General features: G+C 60.2%; 14 protein-coding genes and 1 tRNA gene. 1 reads left to right on the forward strand and 14 read right to left on the reverse strand.

All coding sequences use genetic code 11. From position 1 onward, the window contains the following. The 9 genes from dnaB to purB form a co-directional block, all read right to left on the reverse strand. The gene (dnaB, locus tag K3767_RS00905; RefSeq protein ID WP_221171683.1) at positions 1-1,356 is read right to left on the reverse strand and encodes a replicative DNA helicase; all 1,356 of its coding nucleotides are present in this window, start codon (positions 1,354-1,356) and stop codon (positions 1-3) included. Position 1,357: 1 nt separating this feature from the next. Beyond that, complete coding sequence (rplI, locus tag K3767_RS00910; protein WP_221171684.1) at positions 1,358-1,807, reverse strand: 50S ribosomal protein L9; 450 nt, start codon at positions 1,805-1,807, stop codon at positions 1,358-1,360. A 2-nt stretch (positions 1,808-1,809) separates the two neighbouring features. Continuing rightward, entirely contained in the window at positions 1,810-2,085 is a 276-nt protein-coding gene (gene rpsR, locus K3767_RS00915) for a 30S ribosomal protein S18 (RefSeq protein ID WP_221171685.1), read from the reverse strand. 21 nt (positions 2,086-2,106) lie between these two features. Beyond that, the gene (gene rpsF, locus K3767_RS00920) at positions 2,107-2,457 is read right to left on the reverse strand and encodes a 30S ribosomal protein S6 (protein WP_221171686.1); all 351 of its coding nucleotides are present in this window, start codon (positions 2,455-2,457) and stop codon (positions 2,107-2,109) included. Positions 2,458-2,526: 69 nt separating this feature from the next. Then, positions 2,527-2,601 (reverse strand) — tRNA-Val (locus tag K3767_RS00925). Positions 2,602-2,734: 133 nt separating this feature from the next. Further along, positions 2,735-3,667 carry a hypothetical protein gene (locus K3767_RS00930; RefSeq protein WP_221171687.1) on the reverse strand — a complete coding sequence of 311 codons (933 nt, stop codon included), beginning with the start codon at positions 3,665-3,667 and terminating at the stop codon, positions 2,735-2,737. A 53-nt stretch (positions 3,668-3,720) separates the two neighbouring features. Beyond that, on the reverse strand, positions 3,721-4,311 hold the full coding sequence (locus K3767_RS00935) for a Yip1 family protein (protein ID WP_221171688.1): 591 nt from the start codon (positions 4,309-4,311) through the stop codon (positions 3,721-3,723). Between the two features lie 45 nt (positions 4,312-4,356). Next, a complete protein-coding gene (locus tag K3767_RS00940; RefSeq protein ID WP_304941217.1) occupies positions 4,357-4,764 on the reverse strand; it encodes a (deoxy)nucleoside triphosphate pyrophosphohydrolase in 408 nt (135 codons plus the stop codon). Further along, positions 4,751-6,082: an adenylosuccinate lyase gene (purB, locus tag K3767_RS00945; RefSeq protein ID WP_221171690.1), complete on the reverse strand. Its 1,332-nt coding sequence runs from the start codon at positions 6,080-6,082 to the stop codon at positions 4,751-4,753. The genes K3767_RS00940 and purB overlap by 14 nt, the downstream gene beginning before the upstream one ends. Positions 6,083-6,285: 203 nt before the next feature. Between purB and K3767_RS00950 the strand changes: the two genes are divergently transcribed. Next, complete coding sequence (locus tag K3767_RS00950) at positions 6,286-8,451, forward strand: bifunctional (p)ppGpp synthetase/guanosine-3',5'-bis(diphosphate) 3'-pyrophosphohydrolase (RefSeq protein WP_221171691.1); 2,166 nt, start codon at positions 6,286-6,288, stop codon at positions 8,449-8,451. On the opposite strand, the gene rpmB is transcribed toward K3767_RS00950, so the two are convergent. The 5 genes from rpmB to lysS are packed head-to-tail and all read right to left on the reverse strand — an operon-like array spanning position 8,448 to position 14,728. Next, positions 8,448-8,645 carry a 50S ribosomal protein L28 gene (gene rpmB, locus K3767_RS00955; RefSeq protein ID WP_221171692.1) on the reverse strand — a complete coding sequence of 66 codons (198 nt, stop codon included), beginning with the start codon at positions 8,643-8,645 and terminating at the stop codon, positions 8,448-8,450. The genes K3767_RS00950 and rpmB overlap by 4 nt on opposite strands. 15 nt (positions 8,646-8,660) lie before the next feature. After that, positions 8,661-11,333 carry an outer membrane protein assembly factor BamA gene (bamA, locus tag K3767_RS00960; protein ID WP_221171693.1) on the reverse strand — a complete coding sequence of 891 codons (2,673 nt, stop codon included), beginning with the start codon at positions 11,331-11,333 and terminating at the stop codon, positions 8,661-8,663. Then, positions 11,330-12,019, reverse strand: a complete 690-nt coding sequence (locus K3767_RS00965) for an ABC transporter ATP-binding protein (RefSeq protein ID WP_221171694.1) — start codon at positions 12,017-12,019, stop codon at positions 11,330-11,332. The genes bamA and K3767_RS00965 overlap by 4 nt, the downstream gene beginning before the upstream one ends. Beyond that, positions 12,012-13,238: an FtsX-like permease family protein gene (locus tag K3767_RS00970; RefSeq protein ID WP_221171695.1), complete on the reverse strand. Its 1,227-nt coding sequence runs from the start codon at positions 13,236-13,238 to the stop codon at positions 12,012-12,014. Before K3767_RS00970 ends, K3767_RS00965 begins: the two co-directional genes overlap by 8 nt. Continuing rightward, the gene (gene lysS / locus K3767_RS00975) at positions 13,238-14,728 is read right to left on the reverse strand and encodes a lysine--tRNA ligase (protein WP_221171696.1); all 1,491 of its coding nucleotides are present in this window, start codon (positions 14,726-14,728) and stop codon (positions 13,238-13,240) included. Before lysS ends, K3767_RS00970 begins: the two co-directional genes overlap by 1 nt. Positions 14,729-14,858: the final 130 nt, after the last annotated feature.

The raw sequence follows: 14,858 nt of genomic DNA on the forward strand, positions 1-14,858 counted from the left end.
TTACTCCTCCACCTCCGAGAGGTTGGCGAAGGTGGAATAGGGGGCCTGGAAGGCCAGTTTGACCACCCCGGTGGGGCCGTTTCTCTGCTTGCCGATGATAAGCTCCGCCACCCCCTTGTGGGGAGTATCCCGGTGATAAACCTCGTCCCGGTAAATGAAGACGATGAGGTCGGCGTCCTGCTCGATGGCCCCGGATTCCCGGAGGTCGGAAAGCTGGGGGCGTTTGTCCGGCCTCTCCTCCACCCGGCGGTTGAGCTGGGAGAGGGCCACCACCGGCACATTGAATTCCTTGGCCATGGCCTTGAGCGAAGAGGATATCTCGGAGATTTCCTGTTCCCGGCGCTCGCGCCGTTCCCGGCTCTGGAGGAGCTGGAGGTAGTCGATGATGATGAGTCCCAGGCCGTGTTCGCTCATGAGGCGCCGGGCCTTGGCCCGAAGATCCAGGATGGAAAGGGCCGGGGTGTCGTCCACATAGATGGGAGCCCGGGAAAGCTTGTTGGCGGCAAAGGTCAGCCTCTGCCATTCCGATTCCGAGAGACGCCCGGTACGCAGGCTCTGGAGGTTGACCCGGGCCTCGGCGCAGAGCATCCGGGCGGCCAGCTGCTCCCGGCTCATTTCCAGCGAAAATATCCCCACCGGAACACCCGCCTCCGCCGCGGCGTAACAGGCGATGTTAAGCGCAAAGGAGGTCTTCCCCATGCTCGGGCGCCCGGCCACAATGATGAGATCCCCGGGCTGGAGTCCCGCGGTCATGTGGTCGAATTCCGTAAACCCGGTGGGCACGCCGGTGATGAGTTCCGGACGCTGATGAAGCTTCTCCAGGTTGCGGATGGCCTCCTTTATGAGTTCCTTTATGTTGCGAAAACCGCCCCTTTCCGAATAGGACCGCAACTCGAAGACCGCCTTTTCCGCGGCCTCCAGGATGTCCTCCACCGGCTCGGCGGCCTCGTAGGCCCGGGCCGCGATGTCGGTGGCGGCCTGAATCAGACGGCGCAATAGGGCCTTTTCCCGAACGATCTGGGCGTAGTGCACCGCGTGAGCGGAGGTGGGAAGAAGCCCGGCCAGCTCGGCGAGATAGGCGGCCCCTCCCACCTCCTCAAGGGTGCCCCGGGAAAGCAACTCGTCGTGAACGGTGATGAGATCTATGGGTTCGTGACGCTCGAAGAGGGCCAGCATGGCCCGGTAAATCTCGGCGTGGGCGGACCGGTAAAAGTCCTCGGGGGAGAGGACCTCCACCACCTTGAGGATGACCGAGGGATCCAGGAAGATGCTCCCCAGAACCCCCCTTTCCGCCTCGAGGTTTTGAGGCGGGAGGCGATCCAGAAGAAGGGCCGGGGCCTCCCTGCGACGAGCCAAGCTACTCTTCCAGCGGCACCACTTTTATTCTGACCCTGGCGGTCACCTCCGGCGAAAGCCGGACGGGTACCTCGTATTCCCCCAGGGTCTTTATGGGAGAGTCGAGAAGGACCTGGCGCCGGGAAATCTCGATCCCCTCCTCGGCCAGTGCGTTTACGATGTCCTGGGCGGAAACGGAACCGTAGAGACGGTCCTCCTCGATGACCCTCTGGGCGATGGTAAGAGTCAGCGCCTCCAGCTTTTCGGCAAGGCTCATGTGTTTGCGGCGCTCCCTTTCCGCCTTGGCCAGGATGATCCGCCGCTCCTTCTCCATGGCCGCAAGGTTCTTGCGATTGGCCGGAATGGCCAGCCCTTTGGGAATGAGGTAGTTCCGGGCGTATCCGTCCTTTACCCGAACCACATCCCCGGGGCCCCCCAGCTTGGGCACATGGGTGCGCAGGATGACCTCCATGGTTAGCCTCCCATGCGGATGATCTCTTCGGGCTCGAGCTCGGCCACAAAGGGAAGCAGGGCCATGATCCGGGCGCGTTTTATGGCCGTGGTGAGCCGGCGCTGATGATAGGCGCAGGTCCCGGTCTGACGCCGGTGAATGATCTTGCCCCGCTCGGTGAGGAAGGGCTTCAAAACCTCGGGATCCTTGTAGTCGATCTTGAGATTGGGATCCGCGCAGAACTTGCACACCTTCTTGCGCGGGAAAAAGCGTCTTCTAACCGTGGGGTTCTCGGCCATGGATCCTCCTCCTTTCCGGATTTAGGCCGCCTCGGCCGCGGCCTCCTCTTCGGGCCGATAGCGATCCTCCAGCTTGACCACGATAAACCGGATGACCCTCTCGTCCACCCGGAAGAAGTACTCCAGCTTCGCCGGAAGCTCGGCGTTTCCGTAAAACTCCACCAGGATGTAATATCCCTGCCTTTTCTTCTCGATGGGATAGGCCAGCTTGCGCATCCCCCACTCGTCCACCTTAAGAACATCTCCATCGTTTTCCCGAACGATCTGAGAGAGCCTGTCCAGAACCTCCTGGCGTTCCTCCACCCGGTCGGGATGGATGATAAAGAGGGTCTCGTACTTACGGATGCGCTTCGGACGACGATATTCCAGCATCTCTTACCTCCCCTCGGTCTTTACGGCCCCCGGCCCGGGCCGGGAGCAAGGAGTTCAAATAAAAAAACCTGGTGGGCGGTGCTGGATTCGAACCAGCGACTTCCACCGTGTGAGGATGACGCTCTACCACTGAGCTAACCGCCCACCGGCTACAAATATAGCCCGCTTTTCCCGAAGCGCAAGCCCCTCTCCTTCCACCGTTAGACCCAAACTCCCGCGTTCCTGCGTAGTCGTGCCCCCGTGAGGAAATGATCCCGACCACCTCGCGCCGCTGCGCCTACGCTTTCACCACCTCAGGATTGAGGGGTTCCAGGTATTCCCCACCCATGCGAACGAGCAATATCCTTCTTTTGTTAGCCAAATTGACCAGGTCAGGAGGTATCCTAAAAGCAGCCAGAAGGGGAACGATCCTCTTGGAAGCAAATTCGGGTTTGAACCAGAGAAGATCCGCCACAAGGGACCTCAGTTGCTCAAAATCTTCACTTCTGGCCTGACTTTTCACCTCGGCCACAAAAAGCACCTCCCTCCGGACCTCGTCTTCGGCTATAACCAGAGCGTCGTACTGTCGGCGCCGGCCATCCTTCTCGTATTCCACATCCAGCATGCGCTCTTTTACCCTGTAGCCCAACCTTTCGATCAAATAGGGGATCCCGGGAGCGAAAATGTCCTCGGTAAGAGTGCCCAGTCTCTGGGCCATCTCCCCCCACTTCCTGCGCATCCATTCCCGATCCCTCTCCGCCTTTTCCTCAAGTTCTCTCAACCATTTCCGATCCTCCTCCCTCCCCTCCGCAAGTCTCCTCACCATCTCCCTGTCCTTCTCCGCCTCCTCCGCAAGCCTTATCAAAAATTTACGATCCTCTCTCACCTCCTCCGCCAGCTTCTTCAAAAACTCCCGGTCCCTCAAAAACTCCTCCGCCAACCTCCTCAAAAACTCCCGATCCTCTTGCCTACCCTCCGCCAAACTCCTCAATACCTCCCGGTCCCTCAAAAACTCCTCCGCCAACCTCCTCAAAAACTCCCGATCCTCCTGCCTACCCTCCGCCAGCAATTTTACGGAATCCTTCAGGTTGACCACGCTCAGGAGAATGGATGAGGCCAGGTCCTTGAGCAATTCGATCTCTCTTTCCAGGCTCCCCAGCCGGGGATCCACCTCTTTCAACCTTTTAAGGATCTCCTGCAGGTCAACCTCCGTACGATCCAGGGGTTCCATAGGATACTCCTCAAACAGAAACCCTTTTTATTTTTAAAAACTTTAGCACGATTCTAGTAGTGTCTCATGCCCATGGACATCATGTGGAAGGGGGCGGTGACGAGGCCGATAAAAAAGAACAGCAGAAAGGTGGCGGCCAGCACCACCAGGGTAAAGAGACCGGCCTTCTCCCGCGGGATCTTCTTAAGGGTCGGGGCCCCCGCGTAGAAGAGGTAGATTCCGTAGAGCCCGAAAAGGGCCCCCAGAACCCCCAGCGGGGGTATGATCCCCAGAAGTCCGCCCACCCACCCCGGCGTGGCGGAATAAACCACCAGCTTGTGCGAGGCCAGGAGATCCCGCTCCCCGTCGAAACGCTGGGCCAGATAGTCCACCAGGTAGGCCATGACCATGAGACTCAGGAAGGTCACGACGATCTCGAACACCGCTCCGGCCAGTGCGGCCCCGCCGGAGTAGGTCCCGTGAAGGTGAGGCATACCCCAGCCGAAGAGCATCCGCCCCACCACCCCGGCCAGGGTGGAGGCCACGGTGAGCACCAGAACATACCGAAGATACAGCTCTCCCACCGTGGTCTCCTCCCGGGCAATCGTCTCCCACTCCTGCCCCGGAGCCAGAATAAGGTTTTTGACCCTATTGATCAGATCCATGAATTCACCCCCCTCCTGTGGATGAGCCTTTACCCGTCCTTTATATCACGGATGGCTAATTACCGAAAGAACGGCTTCCCACAGCCTGCGGTCAGCCGGGCACAGAGGCAGTCCGGATATTTTTTCCGGGAGAAACCAGCCCAGCTCCTGGTTTTCCAGGGCCCGGGGTGTGCCGAGGGGGCGGGCTTCGTAGAGGACGAGCTCGATGGAAATTTCCGGATAATCGTGCCGGAGGCGCCCCACCTCCGCCAGCACCTGTACCTCCAGCGCGAGCTCCTCCCGCAGCTCCCGGCGCAGGGCCTCTTCCGGACTTTCCCCGGGGCGCACCTTGCCCCCGGGAAACTCCCACAGACCGGCCCGGGCCTTCCCGGGGGGACGGCGGGCCAGCAGAACGCGGCCGGCCTCGTCCCGAAGGAGACCGGCCACCACCAGAAGCGGTCTATCCCTCCTCACCGAACACCCTCTCAAAGAGGGTATCCACATGACGGAGATAGCGCCTGAGGTCGAAGAGGTCCTCGATCTCCTCCCGGGAGAGGTGTTTCAGGATTTCCCCGTCCGAGAGGACCTGGTCCCGGAAATTCCGGTTCGGGTCCTGCCACACCTCCATGGCGTTGCGCTGGACCAGACGGTAGGCCTCCTGCCGGGGAAGTCCCTTTTCGGTGAGGGCGAGAAGCAGGGGCTGCGAGTAGATCAATCCCCGTAGCAGCTCCAGGTTTCGCCTCATTCGTTCGGGGTAGACCACCAGGCGGGAAAGGAGCCCCTCAAGGCGCCGGAGCATGAAGTCCGCGGCGGTGGTGGCGTCGGGCACGATGACCCGTTCCACCGAGGAGTGGCTTATGTCCCTTTCGTGCCAGAGGACCATGTTTTCGAGGGCCGGGGTGAGGTAACCCCGCACCAGTCGGGCCAGCCCGCAGAGGTTTTCCGAAAGGATGGGATTACGCTTGTGGGGCATGGCCGAGGAGCCCTTCTGACCCTTGGCGAAGTATTCCTCGGCCTCCAGCACCTCGGTGCGCTGGAGGTGACGGATCTCGGTGGCGATCTTTTCCACGGTTCCGGCCAGGATGGCCAGCGCCGCCATGTATTCCGCGTAACGATCCCGCTGAATGATCTGGTTGGAGATGGGGGCGGGTTTCAGGCCGAGTCTTTCGCACACATAGGCCTCCACCTGGGGTTCCACATGGGCGAAGGTCCCCACGGCTCCGGAGATCTTGCCGTAGGAGATGGTCTCGAGAGCCGCCGAAAGGCGCCTCAGGTTGCGCCGCATTTCCTCGTACCACAGGGCCAGTTTGAGCCCGAAAGTGATGGGTTCGGCGTGGATGCCGTGGGTGCGGCCGATCATCACCGTGTCTTTGTGTTCGAAGGCCCGCCGTCTCAGGACCTCGAGCACCCCCTTCACATCCTCGATGATGATCTCCATAGCCCTTTTCATGAGCCAGGCCATGGCCGTGTCCAGCATGTCCGAAGAGGTCATACCCAGGTGAAGCCACCGCCCCTCGGGCCCGATGATCCTTTCCATGTAGGTGAGAAAGGCGATGACATCGTGGCGGGTTTCCCGTTCGATCTCCTCCACCCGGGACACATCCTCCGGGCCGAATCCCTTCTCCAGGAAGGGAGCGGTCTTCTCCTTGATGACCCTGAGGGCCTCCTCGGGCACGCGTCCCAGCCGGGCCCAGGCCTCGCAGGCCAGAACCTCCACCAGGAGCCAGGCCCGCAACTTCTCCTCCGGGCTCCAGAGTCGGGCCATTTCCGGACGGGTGTAACGGGGAATCATGCCGAACCTCCTGATCACTTTGTTCGCTCCCCAAAAATAAACGGAAACCCCTGTTCTTACTACCCCCTTCCGAAGGGCCCTCAAAGGCTAAGGGATTTTGAAGAGATGATCCCCCGGTGAATCACCTGGGAGGCCCGAAAGATTATTATCCGGGGGGCGCGAACCCGGTTTCTATCTCCGCAAAGGAGGTTTAAATTAAAGATATGAACCCGGTGCGGCGGGACATCGTCCGCCTGAGTGATATCCTGGATCAGATCCAGAGCTACCTTCCCGGGGCCAACACCTACCTGGTGGAAAAGGCCTATGTGTTCGCGGCCAAGGCCCACGCCGGCCAGATCCGCAAGTCCGGCGAGCCCTATCTTTCCCATCCCCTGGCCGTGGCCTACATCCTGGCCCAGATGAAACTCGATCTTCCCACCATCGCCGCCGGAATGCTTCACGACACCGTGGAGGATTCCTCTCTCACCCTGGATGACCTACGCAAACATTTCGGTGAGGAGGTGGCCCTGATCGTTGACGGGGTGACCAAGCTTTCGGCCCTCCCCACCTCGAGCCGTCTGCACCAGCAGGCCGAAAACTTCCGCAAGATGTTACTGGCCATGGCCAAGGACCTGCGGGTCATCCTGGTCAAGCTCGCCGACCGTCTCCACAACATGCGCACCCTTCAGTATCAGCCCGAACCCAAGCGACGGCGCATCGCCCGCGAAACCCTGGACATCTACGCCCCTCTGGCCAGCCGTCTGGGCATAGACTGGATCAAACAGGAACTGGAAGACCTTTCCTTCCGGTATCTCTATCCCGAGGAGTACGCCCGGCTCAGGGCCGAGGTGGAAAAACGGGTGGAGGAAGCCCAGGAATATGTGGAGGAGGTCAAGGAACTCATACGAAAGACGCTTTCGAAACACGGAATTTCCGCCCGCGTCCTGGGGCGCACCAAGCATCTCTGGAGCGTGTACCGGAAGCTCGAACGCTACGGACTCACCGTGGATCAGCTGGATCAGATTTACGACCTCATCGGTTTCCGGGTAATCGTGAAAACGGTTAAGGAATGTTACGAGGTGCTGGGTATCATCCACGCCCTCTGGCCTCCCATCCCCGGACGGTTCAAGGACTACATAAGTCTTCCGAAACCCAATCTCTATCAGAGTCTGCACACCACCGTTATGGGGCCGAAGGGTAAACGCATCGAGATACAGATCCGCACCGAGGAGATGGACCGCATCGCCAACGAGGGAATTGCGGCCCACTGGCTCTACAAGGAAGGGGCCATCCTTTCCCCCTCGGAAAGCAAAAAGTTCGAATGGCTGGAACGCCTGGTGGAGCTTCAGAAGGAACTCAAAAACCCCCGGGAGTTTCTGGAGTCCCTGCGCATGGACCTCTTTCCCGAGGAGGTTTATGTGTTCACTCCTCAGGGGGACATCAAGGTTCTTCCCCGGGGGGCCACGCCGGTGGACTTTGCCTACGCCATTCACACCGAGGTGGGGCATCACTGTGCCCGGGCCTGGGTGAACGGGCGTCTGGTCCCGCTCGACTACCGACTCGAGACCGGAGATGTGGTGAAGATCGACACCTCTCCTCAGCACCGCCCCAGCCGGGACTGGCTCAAGTTCGTCAAGACCAGCCGGGCGAGGAGCCGCATCCGTCAGTGGCTGCGCCAGGAGGAGAGGGAACGCGTTGTGGCCGCCGGCCGGGAGATCCTGGCCCGGGAATTCCGCAAACATCGCCGCAATGTCACCGAGTTTCTGGAATCGCAACGGGCCCTGGAGATAGCTCAAAAGTTCAACCTGAAAAGCGTGGAGGATCTCCTGGCCGCGGTGGGCTACGGAAAGATCACTCCCGCCCAGGTGGTGCGGAGGGCCCTGGGCGAGGAGAAACCCGCCCGGACGGTCTGCGAGAGGGTGCCGGAGACCGGGGAAGTGCAGTGCCCCGGGGAGGTTCTCCTGATGGACGGCACCCGGGATGTCCTTTTTCACCTGAGTCGTTGCTGCAATCCGGTGCCCGGGGACGAGGTGGTGGGATACATTACCCGGGGCCGGGGGATATCCGTGCACCGGGTCAACTGCCCCAATGTGGCCATCCTGGACGACGAACGCAAGATCGAGGTGCGCTGGGAAAAATCCGACGGGAGCGTCCATCCGGTCCGGCTCTCGGTGATCACCCAGGACCGCAAGGGAATGCTCGCCGCGGTCTCAAGTGCCATTTCCACCGCTGAGGCGAACATCCTCAAGGCCGAGGTTCAGACCACCCCGGACCGTCGCGCCGTCTTCGACATCGTGGTGGAGGTCACGGACCGCCGACACCTGGATAAGATAATGGCCAATGTGCGGTCCGTGGACGGGGTGCTAAAGGTGGAAAGGCGACTGACCTAACGAACGGCCTTCTGGATCTTGCCGGCCTTGATGCAGCGGGTGCACACCCGCATGCGTTTTACCTGCCCGTTGGGAAGCCGCACCCGCACCCGCTGAAGATTGGGATACCACCAGCGCCCCGAGCGTTTGGCCGAATGGCTGATCTTGTGTCCGGTGTGAGGGCGTTTCCCGCAGATCTGACAGATCCGGGCCATCCTTTGCCTCCTTACCTAAAAGTTTCCTCCCAGCTGGAAGTTCCAGTTGCTGCTGTCCTCGCCGGGCTTCTTATCTATATTCCATCCGAACTCGATGCGCAAGGGCCCCATGGGAGAGAGCCACCGTATCCCGAATCCCACGCTCTTGCGAAGCTCCGAGCTGTCGAAACCGTGGGCCTTGTCCCAGACGGTCCCGGTATCAAAGAAAAGGACTCCCTTGAGGTTGATGCTTTTGATAAGGGTAAAGATGGTCTCGGCCTGGAGAAAGGCCATGCGGGTGCCCCCGATGCGCTCGCCGGTCTCGGGATCGATGGGACTCACATCTCCATAGCGATAACCCCGAATGGAATTGAGCCCCCCCAGGAAAAACCTCTCGTAAACCGGAACTTTCTTCCCGGAACCTTCGGTAATGTATCCGGCTCCCACATGGAGGTGGGCCACAAACTCCCGGGGCAGTCTGGGGATGGGGAAGTAGACATGGCCCTGATAGATGGTCTTGAGATACTCACTGTCGCCTCCCAGGAACTGACCGGCCAGCTCAAAGTCCAGCTTCTGAAGGGTGCCCCGGGTGGGCACGAACCAGCGATTGCGCGTGTCGTAGGCCATGCCGAACTCGATGGCGCTGGTTATCTCGATGTTTTTGGATTCCTGGATGATCCTGGAAACATAGGGGTTGAGGTCGGTAAGATTGGTATCATCGTAACGATACCCTCCGTAAACCCGGAGGTCCGGGGTGAGGGGATAGCCCACGCGAACGCTCCCCCCCGAGGATTCCCGGGTGAAGTCCTCGTATTCCCGGCTCCAGTTGTAGAGACTGAATCCCAGGGAGAACTTGGAGTCCCGGAAGTAAGGCTCCAGAAAACTCAGGGCGTAACGGTTGGAACGCGTTCCCAGGATGCCCTGGAAGGAAAGGGTCTGCCCCTTGCCCAGGAAATTGCGCTGGGAGATCTGGCCCATGAAGATGAGCTTGTCCACGGAGCTGTATCCCGCTCCTATACTGAAGGTGCCGGTGGGTTGTTCCTTGACCTTAACGGTGATGTCCATGAGGTTTTCCTGCACGCCCTTCTCTTTCTCGAAGCTCACATCTTCGAAGTACCCCAGGCGCCGGAGACGGGCCTCGCTTTTCCGGAGGCGTCCGGCGCTGAAAGGTCTTTGCTCCACCACCAGAAGCTCCCGCCGGATGACTTTGTCCCGGGTCTTGGTATTGCCCACGATCTCGATGCGGTTCACATAGACCAGAGGACCCCGGTCCACCCTGAAGGTCACATCCACGGTGTGGGTATCGGGATGACGTTTCAGCTCGGGTTTGACCTGGGCGTAGGCGTAGCCCTTGTCGGCGAAGAGATCGGCAATGTGCATCTGGTCCCGCCGCAGGGCCTCCCGGCTGAAGTACTTCTCCCTGGGAAGGGTGAGCTCGCGAAAAATCTTATCCCGGGGAAAGAGATCCTGAACCACCTCCACCCTGCCCACCCGGTAACGGGGGCCCTCTTCGATGGGGATGGTGATGTACACCCAGCCCTTTTCCTCACGGATCTTGGGCTCCCCCACCCGGGCCTCTATGTATCCGTGGTTCTGGTAGAAGGTCTCGATCTTTTCGAGATCCCGGTAAAGGAAGGCCAGGCTGTAAACGCCGGGTTCGGCCGCAGGCTCCGGTGAGACGAACCCCTTGACCGTGCGGGCCACCTTTTTCACCCAGGAGAAGGAGGTCTTCTCACTTACGGAAAGAAGTTTCTTCAATCTCCTGTCCGAAAAGGCTCTGTTCCCCACGAATTCAATCTTTTTAATGTAAAGCTTGCGCCCCTCCTTGATCCGGAAGATCACCCTGACCCGCCGACCGGCCAGCGTCTTTATCTCCGGAACCACCCGGGTATGATAGTATCCCCGCGATTGGTAGAGGGCCTTTATGGTCTCGGCGGCCTTGTCCACCTCCTTGAGGTTAAGGATGGAAAGCGGTTTGATCTCGATAACCTTCTTGAGATCCGCATCTTTGATGGCCTTGTTTCCCTTAAAGACGATCTTCTGAATAACGGGTTTCTCAAGCACCTCGTAGGTAAGAATCAGACCACCCTGTCCCTTTTCCACCTCCGCCCGAACATCCTCGAAGTATCCCAGTTTGTAAATGGCCTTAATGTCCCTGCGGACCTTGAGGGGATCGAGGTACTCTCCGGCCTTCACGGAGACCTTGGCCAGGATCACCTCATCGTCCACCCGGAGGTTGCCCTTCACCCTTACCTGAACGACCTTCTGCTTTTCCAGGATCCCTGCGGAAAGGGCCTCGGCGGCCTGATTTTCCAGCTCGGGCCAGTCCGAGAGGACCCCGGAAATGTAAGTATGCCTTGGAGTCTCCCAGTCCCGCCGCAGAAAGGAGAAGTCCAGACTCACCCGGCCTCCCAGTTCCGTGATCGAACCCCAGGCCGCGGCGAAAAACCCCTCCTCCTCAAGGAGACGGCGCAGCCTTTCTCCGGCCGGAGGTGGACCCTCCCGAATCTCCACCCGAAATCCCTCCTCCCGGAGTCTTTCCGCAACGGCTTCCACCAGGCGCTTTACCAGAAGGGGTCTTTTTTCGGGACCGTAATACACGGGGCGATAAAGCACCAGCGGGAGATGAATCTTTAGCTGGGCCCGGGTGGTCCCGGCAAGTAGAGCCCAGAATATTACGACGGCCAATCCCAGGGCGCGCTTTCTCAAGAGGAAACCTCCCGCAGTCTTCCGTTTTCCAGCCGCAGAACCCGGTCCATTCTTTCGGCGAGTTCGAGATTGTGGGTCACCACCACCAGGGTAGTATCATACTTCCGGTTCAATTGCAAAAGGAGATCCGCGACCTCCCGGGCATTTTCGGCATCGAGGTTACCGGTGGGCTCGTCGGCGAAAAGGATCCGTGGTCGAAGGAGGAGGGCCCGGGCCAGGGCCGCCCGCTGACGCTCCCCCCCGGAAAGCTGGGTAAGGCGGTGATGGATGCGTCCGGAGAGCCCCAGTCGATCCAGCCATTCCTCGGCCCTCCGGCGGACCTCCCTCCGGGGAACCCCGGCCAGAAGGCCCGGCAACATCACATTTTCCAGAGTGTCGAACTCCGGTAGCAGGTAGTGGAACTGAAAGACGAAACCCAGGTAGCGGTTGCGGTAGGCCGAGAGGGCCTCATCGGAAAGTCCGGAGAGGTCTTCTCCGAAATGAAGCACCCGTCCCTTCGTGGGGCGATCGAGTCCTCCGAGGATGTGAAGGAGGGTGGTTTTTCCCACCCCGGACGGCCCCACGATGGCCACCGCTTCCCCGGATCGCACGACGAGATCCACGCCCTTCAGGATCTCCAGTTCTCCCTCGGCGGAGGGGAAGATCTTGCGGATTCCCTCGGCCCGGAGGGCTTCCTCCCTAGCCATGGCGCAGCACCTCCGCCGGGGGGAGCTTGGCGGCCTGCCGGGCCGGGAAAAGGGCCGCAAGAAGGGTCAGCACCAGGGCCGAGATCACGATAATACTCACATCCAGCGCCTCCACCCGCACCGGAAGATAATCCACCGGATAGACATCGCTGGGAAGTTTTATGACCGGATAACGGGCCAGCACCGCGCAGAGGAGAAGACCCAGGGTGAGCCCGATCCCCGTGCCGAGGGCCCCCAGAAGCGTTCCCGAAAGAAGAAACACCCGCATGATGGTGCGCTCCGTGGCCCCCAGGACCTTGAGAAGGGCGATGTCCGGTCGTTTTTCGGAAACCAGCATCACCAGGGCGGCTACGATGTTAAAGGCCGCTACCACCACGATGAGGGTAAGTACCACGAACATTCCGGTTTTTTCAAGCTTAAGGGCCGAAAAAAGACTCCGGTTAAGGGTCTGCCAGTCCACCACATAATAGGGATACCCCAAGGTGGTGGCGAGATGTCGGGCCAGCCGGTGGGCCTCAAAAGGATCTCGAAGCTTGACCTCGATTCCGGTCACCGCGGCTCCGAGTCCACCGATCCTCCGGGCCACCGAAAGGGAGGTGAGGGCCAGGGATAAATCGTAGTCGTAAAGCCCGGTCTCAAAGATACCCACCACCTCCAGGGTGCTGAAGCGGGGCATGAGCCCGAGGGGGGTAACCCGCCCCCGGGGGAGAAGAAAGCGCACCCGATCCCCCACCGAAACCCCCAGTCTCTCCGCGAGACGCCTTCCCAGAAGCACTCCGGAATCCCTGCCCGGAGGGAGGCTTCCGGAAACCAGTCTCAGGACCCGCATGCGTCGAAGGGCCTCCGGGGGGATTCCCTTGAGGATAACCCCGGCCTGCCCGGTGGAAGAGATCATGAGCCCCTGCTCCGAAACGAAAGGATAGACATCCTCGATCCGGATTCCGGTCTTCCGGCTCTCGGTGCGAAGGCGCCTCTCCACGCCGGCGAACTCCACAAAAGGGCCCTCCAGGCGTTCCACCACCAGATGGGGATTGGCGGAGAGGATCTTGTCCCGGAGGATGTCCTGGAAGCCGGTCATGACCGCGATGACCACGATGAGGGCCGCCACGCCGATGGCGATTCCGGCCACCGAAATGTTGGCGATCACCCCGGTTAACCGGTTGCGTTTGCGGGAAAACACATACCTCCGGGCCACGAACCATTCAAAGGCAAGCCCCATCACTCCTCCGGACGCAGGTGAGGAAAGAGGATGACCTCCCGGATGGAGGGGGAATCGGTAAAGAGCATCACCACTCGATCCACCCCGATGCCCTCCCCGGCCGCCGGGGGCATGCCGTACTCCAGGGCCCGGATGAAATCCTCGTCTATTTCGGGGTGGATCTCCGGATCGTCGGCCAGCCGTTTACGAATCTGTTCCTCGAACCGGGCCCGCTGATCCCGGGGATCGTTCAGCTCGGAAAAGGCATTGGCCACCTCGCGTCCGGCCACGATGAGTTCGAAGCGGTCGGTGATGGAGGGGTCGCGATCGTTGCGCCGGGCCAGCGGCGAGAGTTCCACCGGAAATTCGGTCACGAAGGTGGGCTGAATGAGTTTGGGTTCCACCAGGGCGTCGAAGAGTTTGGCCCAGAGCTTCTGGAGCACCGGTTCCCGGGGGTCCACCTTGATCCCCCGTTCGGCGGCGAACTCGAGCACCTTTTCCCTCGAGGCCAGCACCTCCTCCGGCACACCGCCTATTTTGACCAGGGCCTCCCGATAGGGAATTCTCGGCCAGGGTGGGGTGAAGTCTATCTCCTGCCCCTGATAGGTGATCTTCTTTTTACCGAAGAGTTCTTCGGCCAGACCCGAAAAGATCTCCTCGGTCCGCCGCATCAGATCCTCGTGGGTGGCGTAGGCCTCGTAAAACTCGAGCATGGTAAATTCCGGATTGTGCTGGGTGGAGATGCCCTCGTTGCGGAAGTTTCGGTTGAGCTCAAAGACCCGTTCGAAGCCTCCTACGAGGAGTCTTTTCAGGTAAAGCTCCGGGGCGATGCGCAGGTAGAGCTCCATGTCCAGGGCGTGGTGATGGGTCTTGAAGGGGCGGGCCGTGGCCCCTCCGGGGATGGGCTGCATCATGGGGGTCTCCACCTCCAGAAAGCCGTTCGAAATGAAGTAATCCCGCAGGTACTGCACTATCCGGGTGCGGGTACGGAAGATCTCGCGCACCCGGGGATTCACGATGAGGTCCACATAGCGCATCCGGTAACGGAGCTCGGTGTCCCGCAGGCCGTGGAACTTTTCCGGTAGAGGCCGGAAGGCCTTGGTTACGAGACGAATGTCCCGCGCGAGCACCGTAAGCTCGCCGGTCTTGGTGCGGAAAAGCGGCCCTTCCACCCCGATGATGTCCCCTATGTCGAAGTACTTCTTGAAAAGCCGGAATTTTTCCTCGCCGAGTTCGTCCCTTTTTACGAAGACCTGAATGCGGCCGGTCTCGTCCTGGATGTGAGTGAAAACGGCTTTGCCGAAGTCCCGCCGGGCCATCATGCGTCCGGCCAGCCGAAAACTTTTCCCCAGCCTCTCCAGGGACTCGTTGTCGTAATCCCGAAAGATCTCCTGAAGAACCCCGGCCCGATCCGTGGGCCGAAAGTCGTTGGGGAAGAGGGAATAGCCCTGTTTTTCCAGCTCCTCGGCCTTCCGGCGTCTGGCCTCAAGAATCGCACTTTCCTCCTTCACCGTGATCCCTCCCGGGAAAAAGATGTCCCTGAAACCATATTTCCTTCTCGCGGAATCTTCAAGCCATTCCGATCAACGCCCCGGAGCCATCAATTGCCATTGACAGTTTTTCAGATACTTGCTTACAATT

The sequence above is a fragment of the Thermosulfurimonas sp. F29 genome (genome assembly GCF_019688735.1).
Taxonomy (GTDB): domain Bacteria; phylum Desulfobacterota; class Thermodesulfobacteria; order Thermodesulfobacteriales; family Thermodesulfobacteriaceae; genus Thermosulfurimonas_A.

Excerpts from the sequence above, each read along its gene's own strand:
- rpsF (WP_221171686.1), bottom strand. The coding sequence starts at position 2,457 with ATGCTGGAATATCGTCGTCCGAAGCGCATCCGTAAGTACGAGACCCTC.
- rplI (WP_221171684.1), bottom strand. The coding sequence starts at position 1,807 with ATGGAGGTCATCCTGCGCACCCATGTGCCCAAGCTGGGGGGCCCCGGG.
- rpsR (WP_221171685.1), bottom strand. The coding sequence starts at position 2,085 with ATGGCCGAGAACCCCACGGTTAGAAGACGCTTTTTCCCGCGCAAGAAG.
- K3767_RS00950 (WP_221171691.1), top strand. The coding sequence starts at position 6,286 with ATGAACCCGGTGCGGCGGGACATCGTCCGCCTGAGTGATATCCTGGAT.
- K3767_RS00935 (WP_221171688.1), bottom strand. The coding sequence starts at position 4,311 with ATGGATCTGATCAATAGGGTCAAAAACCTTATTCTGGCTCCGGGGCAG.
- purB (WP_221171690.1), bottom strand. The coding sequence starts at position 6,082 with ATGATTCCCCGTTACACCCGTCCGGAAATGGCCCGACTCTGGAGCCCG.
- K3767_RS00965 (WP_221171694.1), bottom strand. The coding sequence starts at position 12,019 with ATGGCTAGGGAGGAAGCCCTCCGGGCCGAGGGAATCCGCAAGATCTTC.
- K3767_RS00930 (WP_221171687.1), bottom strand. The coding sequence starts at position 3,667 with ATGGAACCCCTGGATCGTACGGAGGTTGACCTGCAGGAGATCCTTAAA.
- K3767_RS00970 (WP_221171695.1), bottom strand. The coding sequence starts at position 13,238 with ATGGGGCTTGCCTTTGAATGGTTCGTGGCCCGGAGGTATGTGTTTTCC.
- rpmB (WP_221171692.1), bottom strand. The coding sequence starts at position 8,645 with ATGGCCCGGATCTGTCAGATCTGCGGGAAACGCCCTCACACCGGACAC.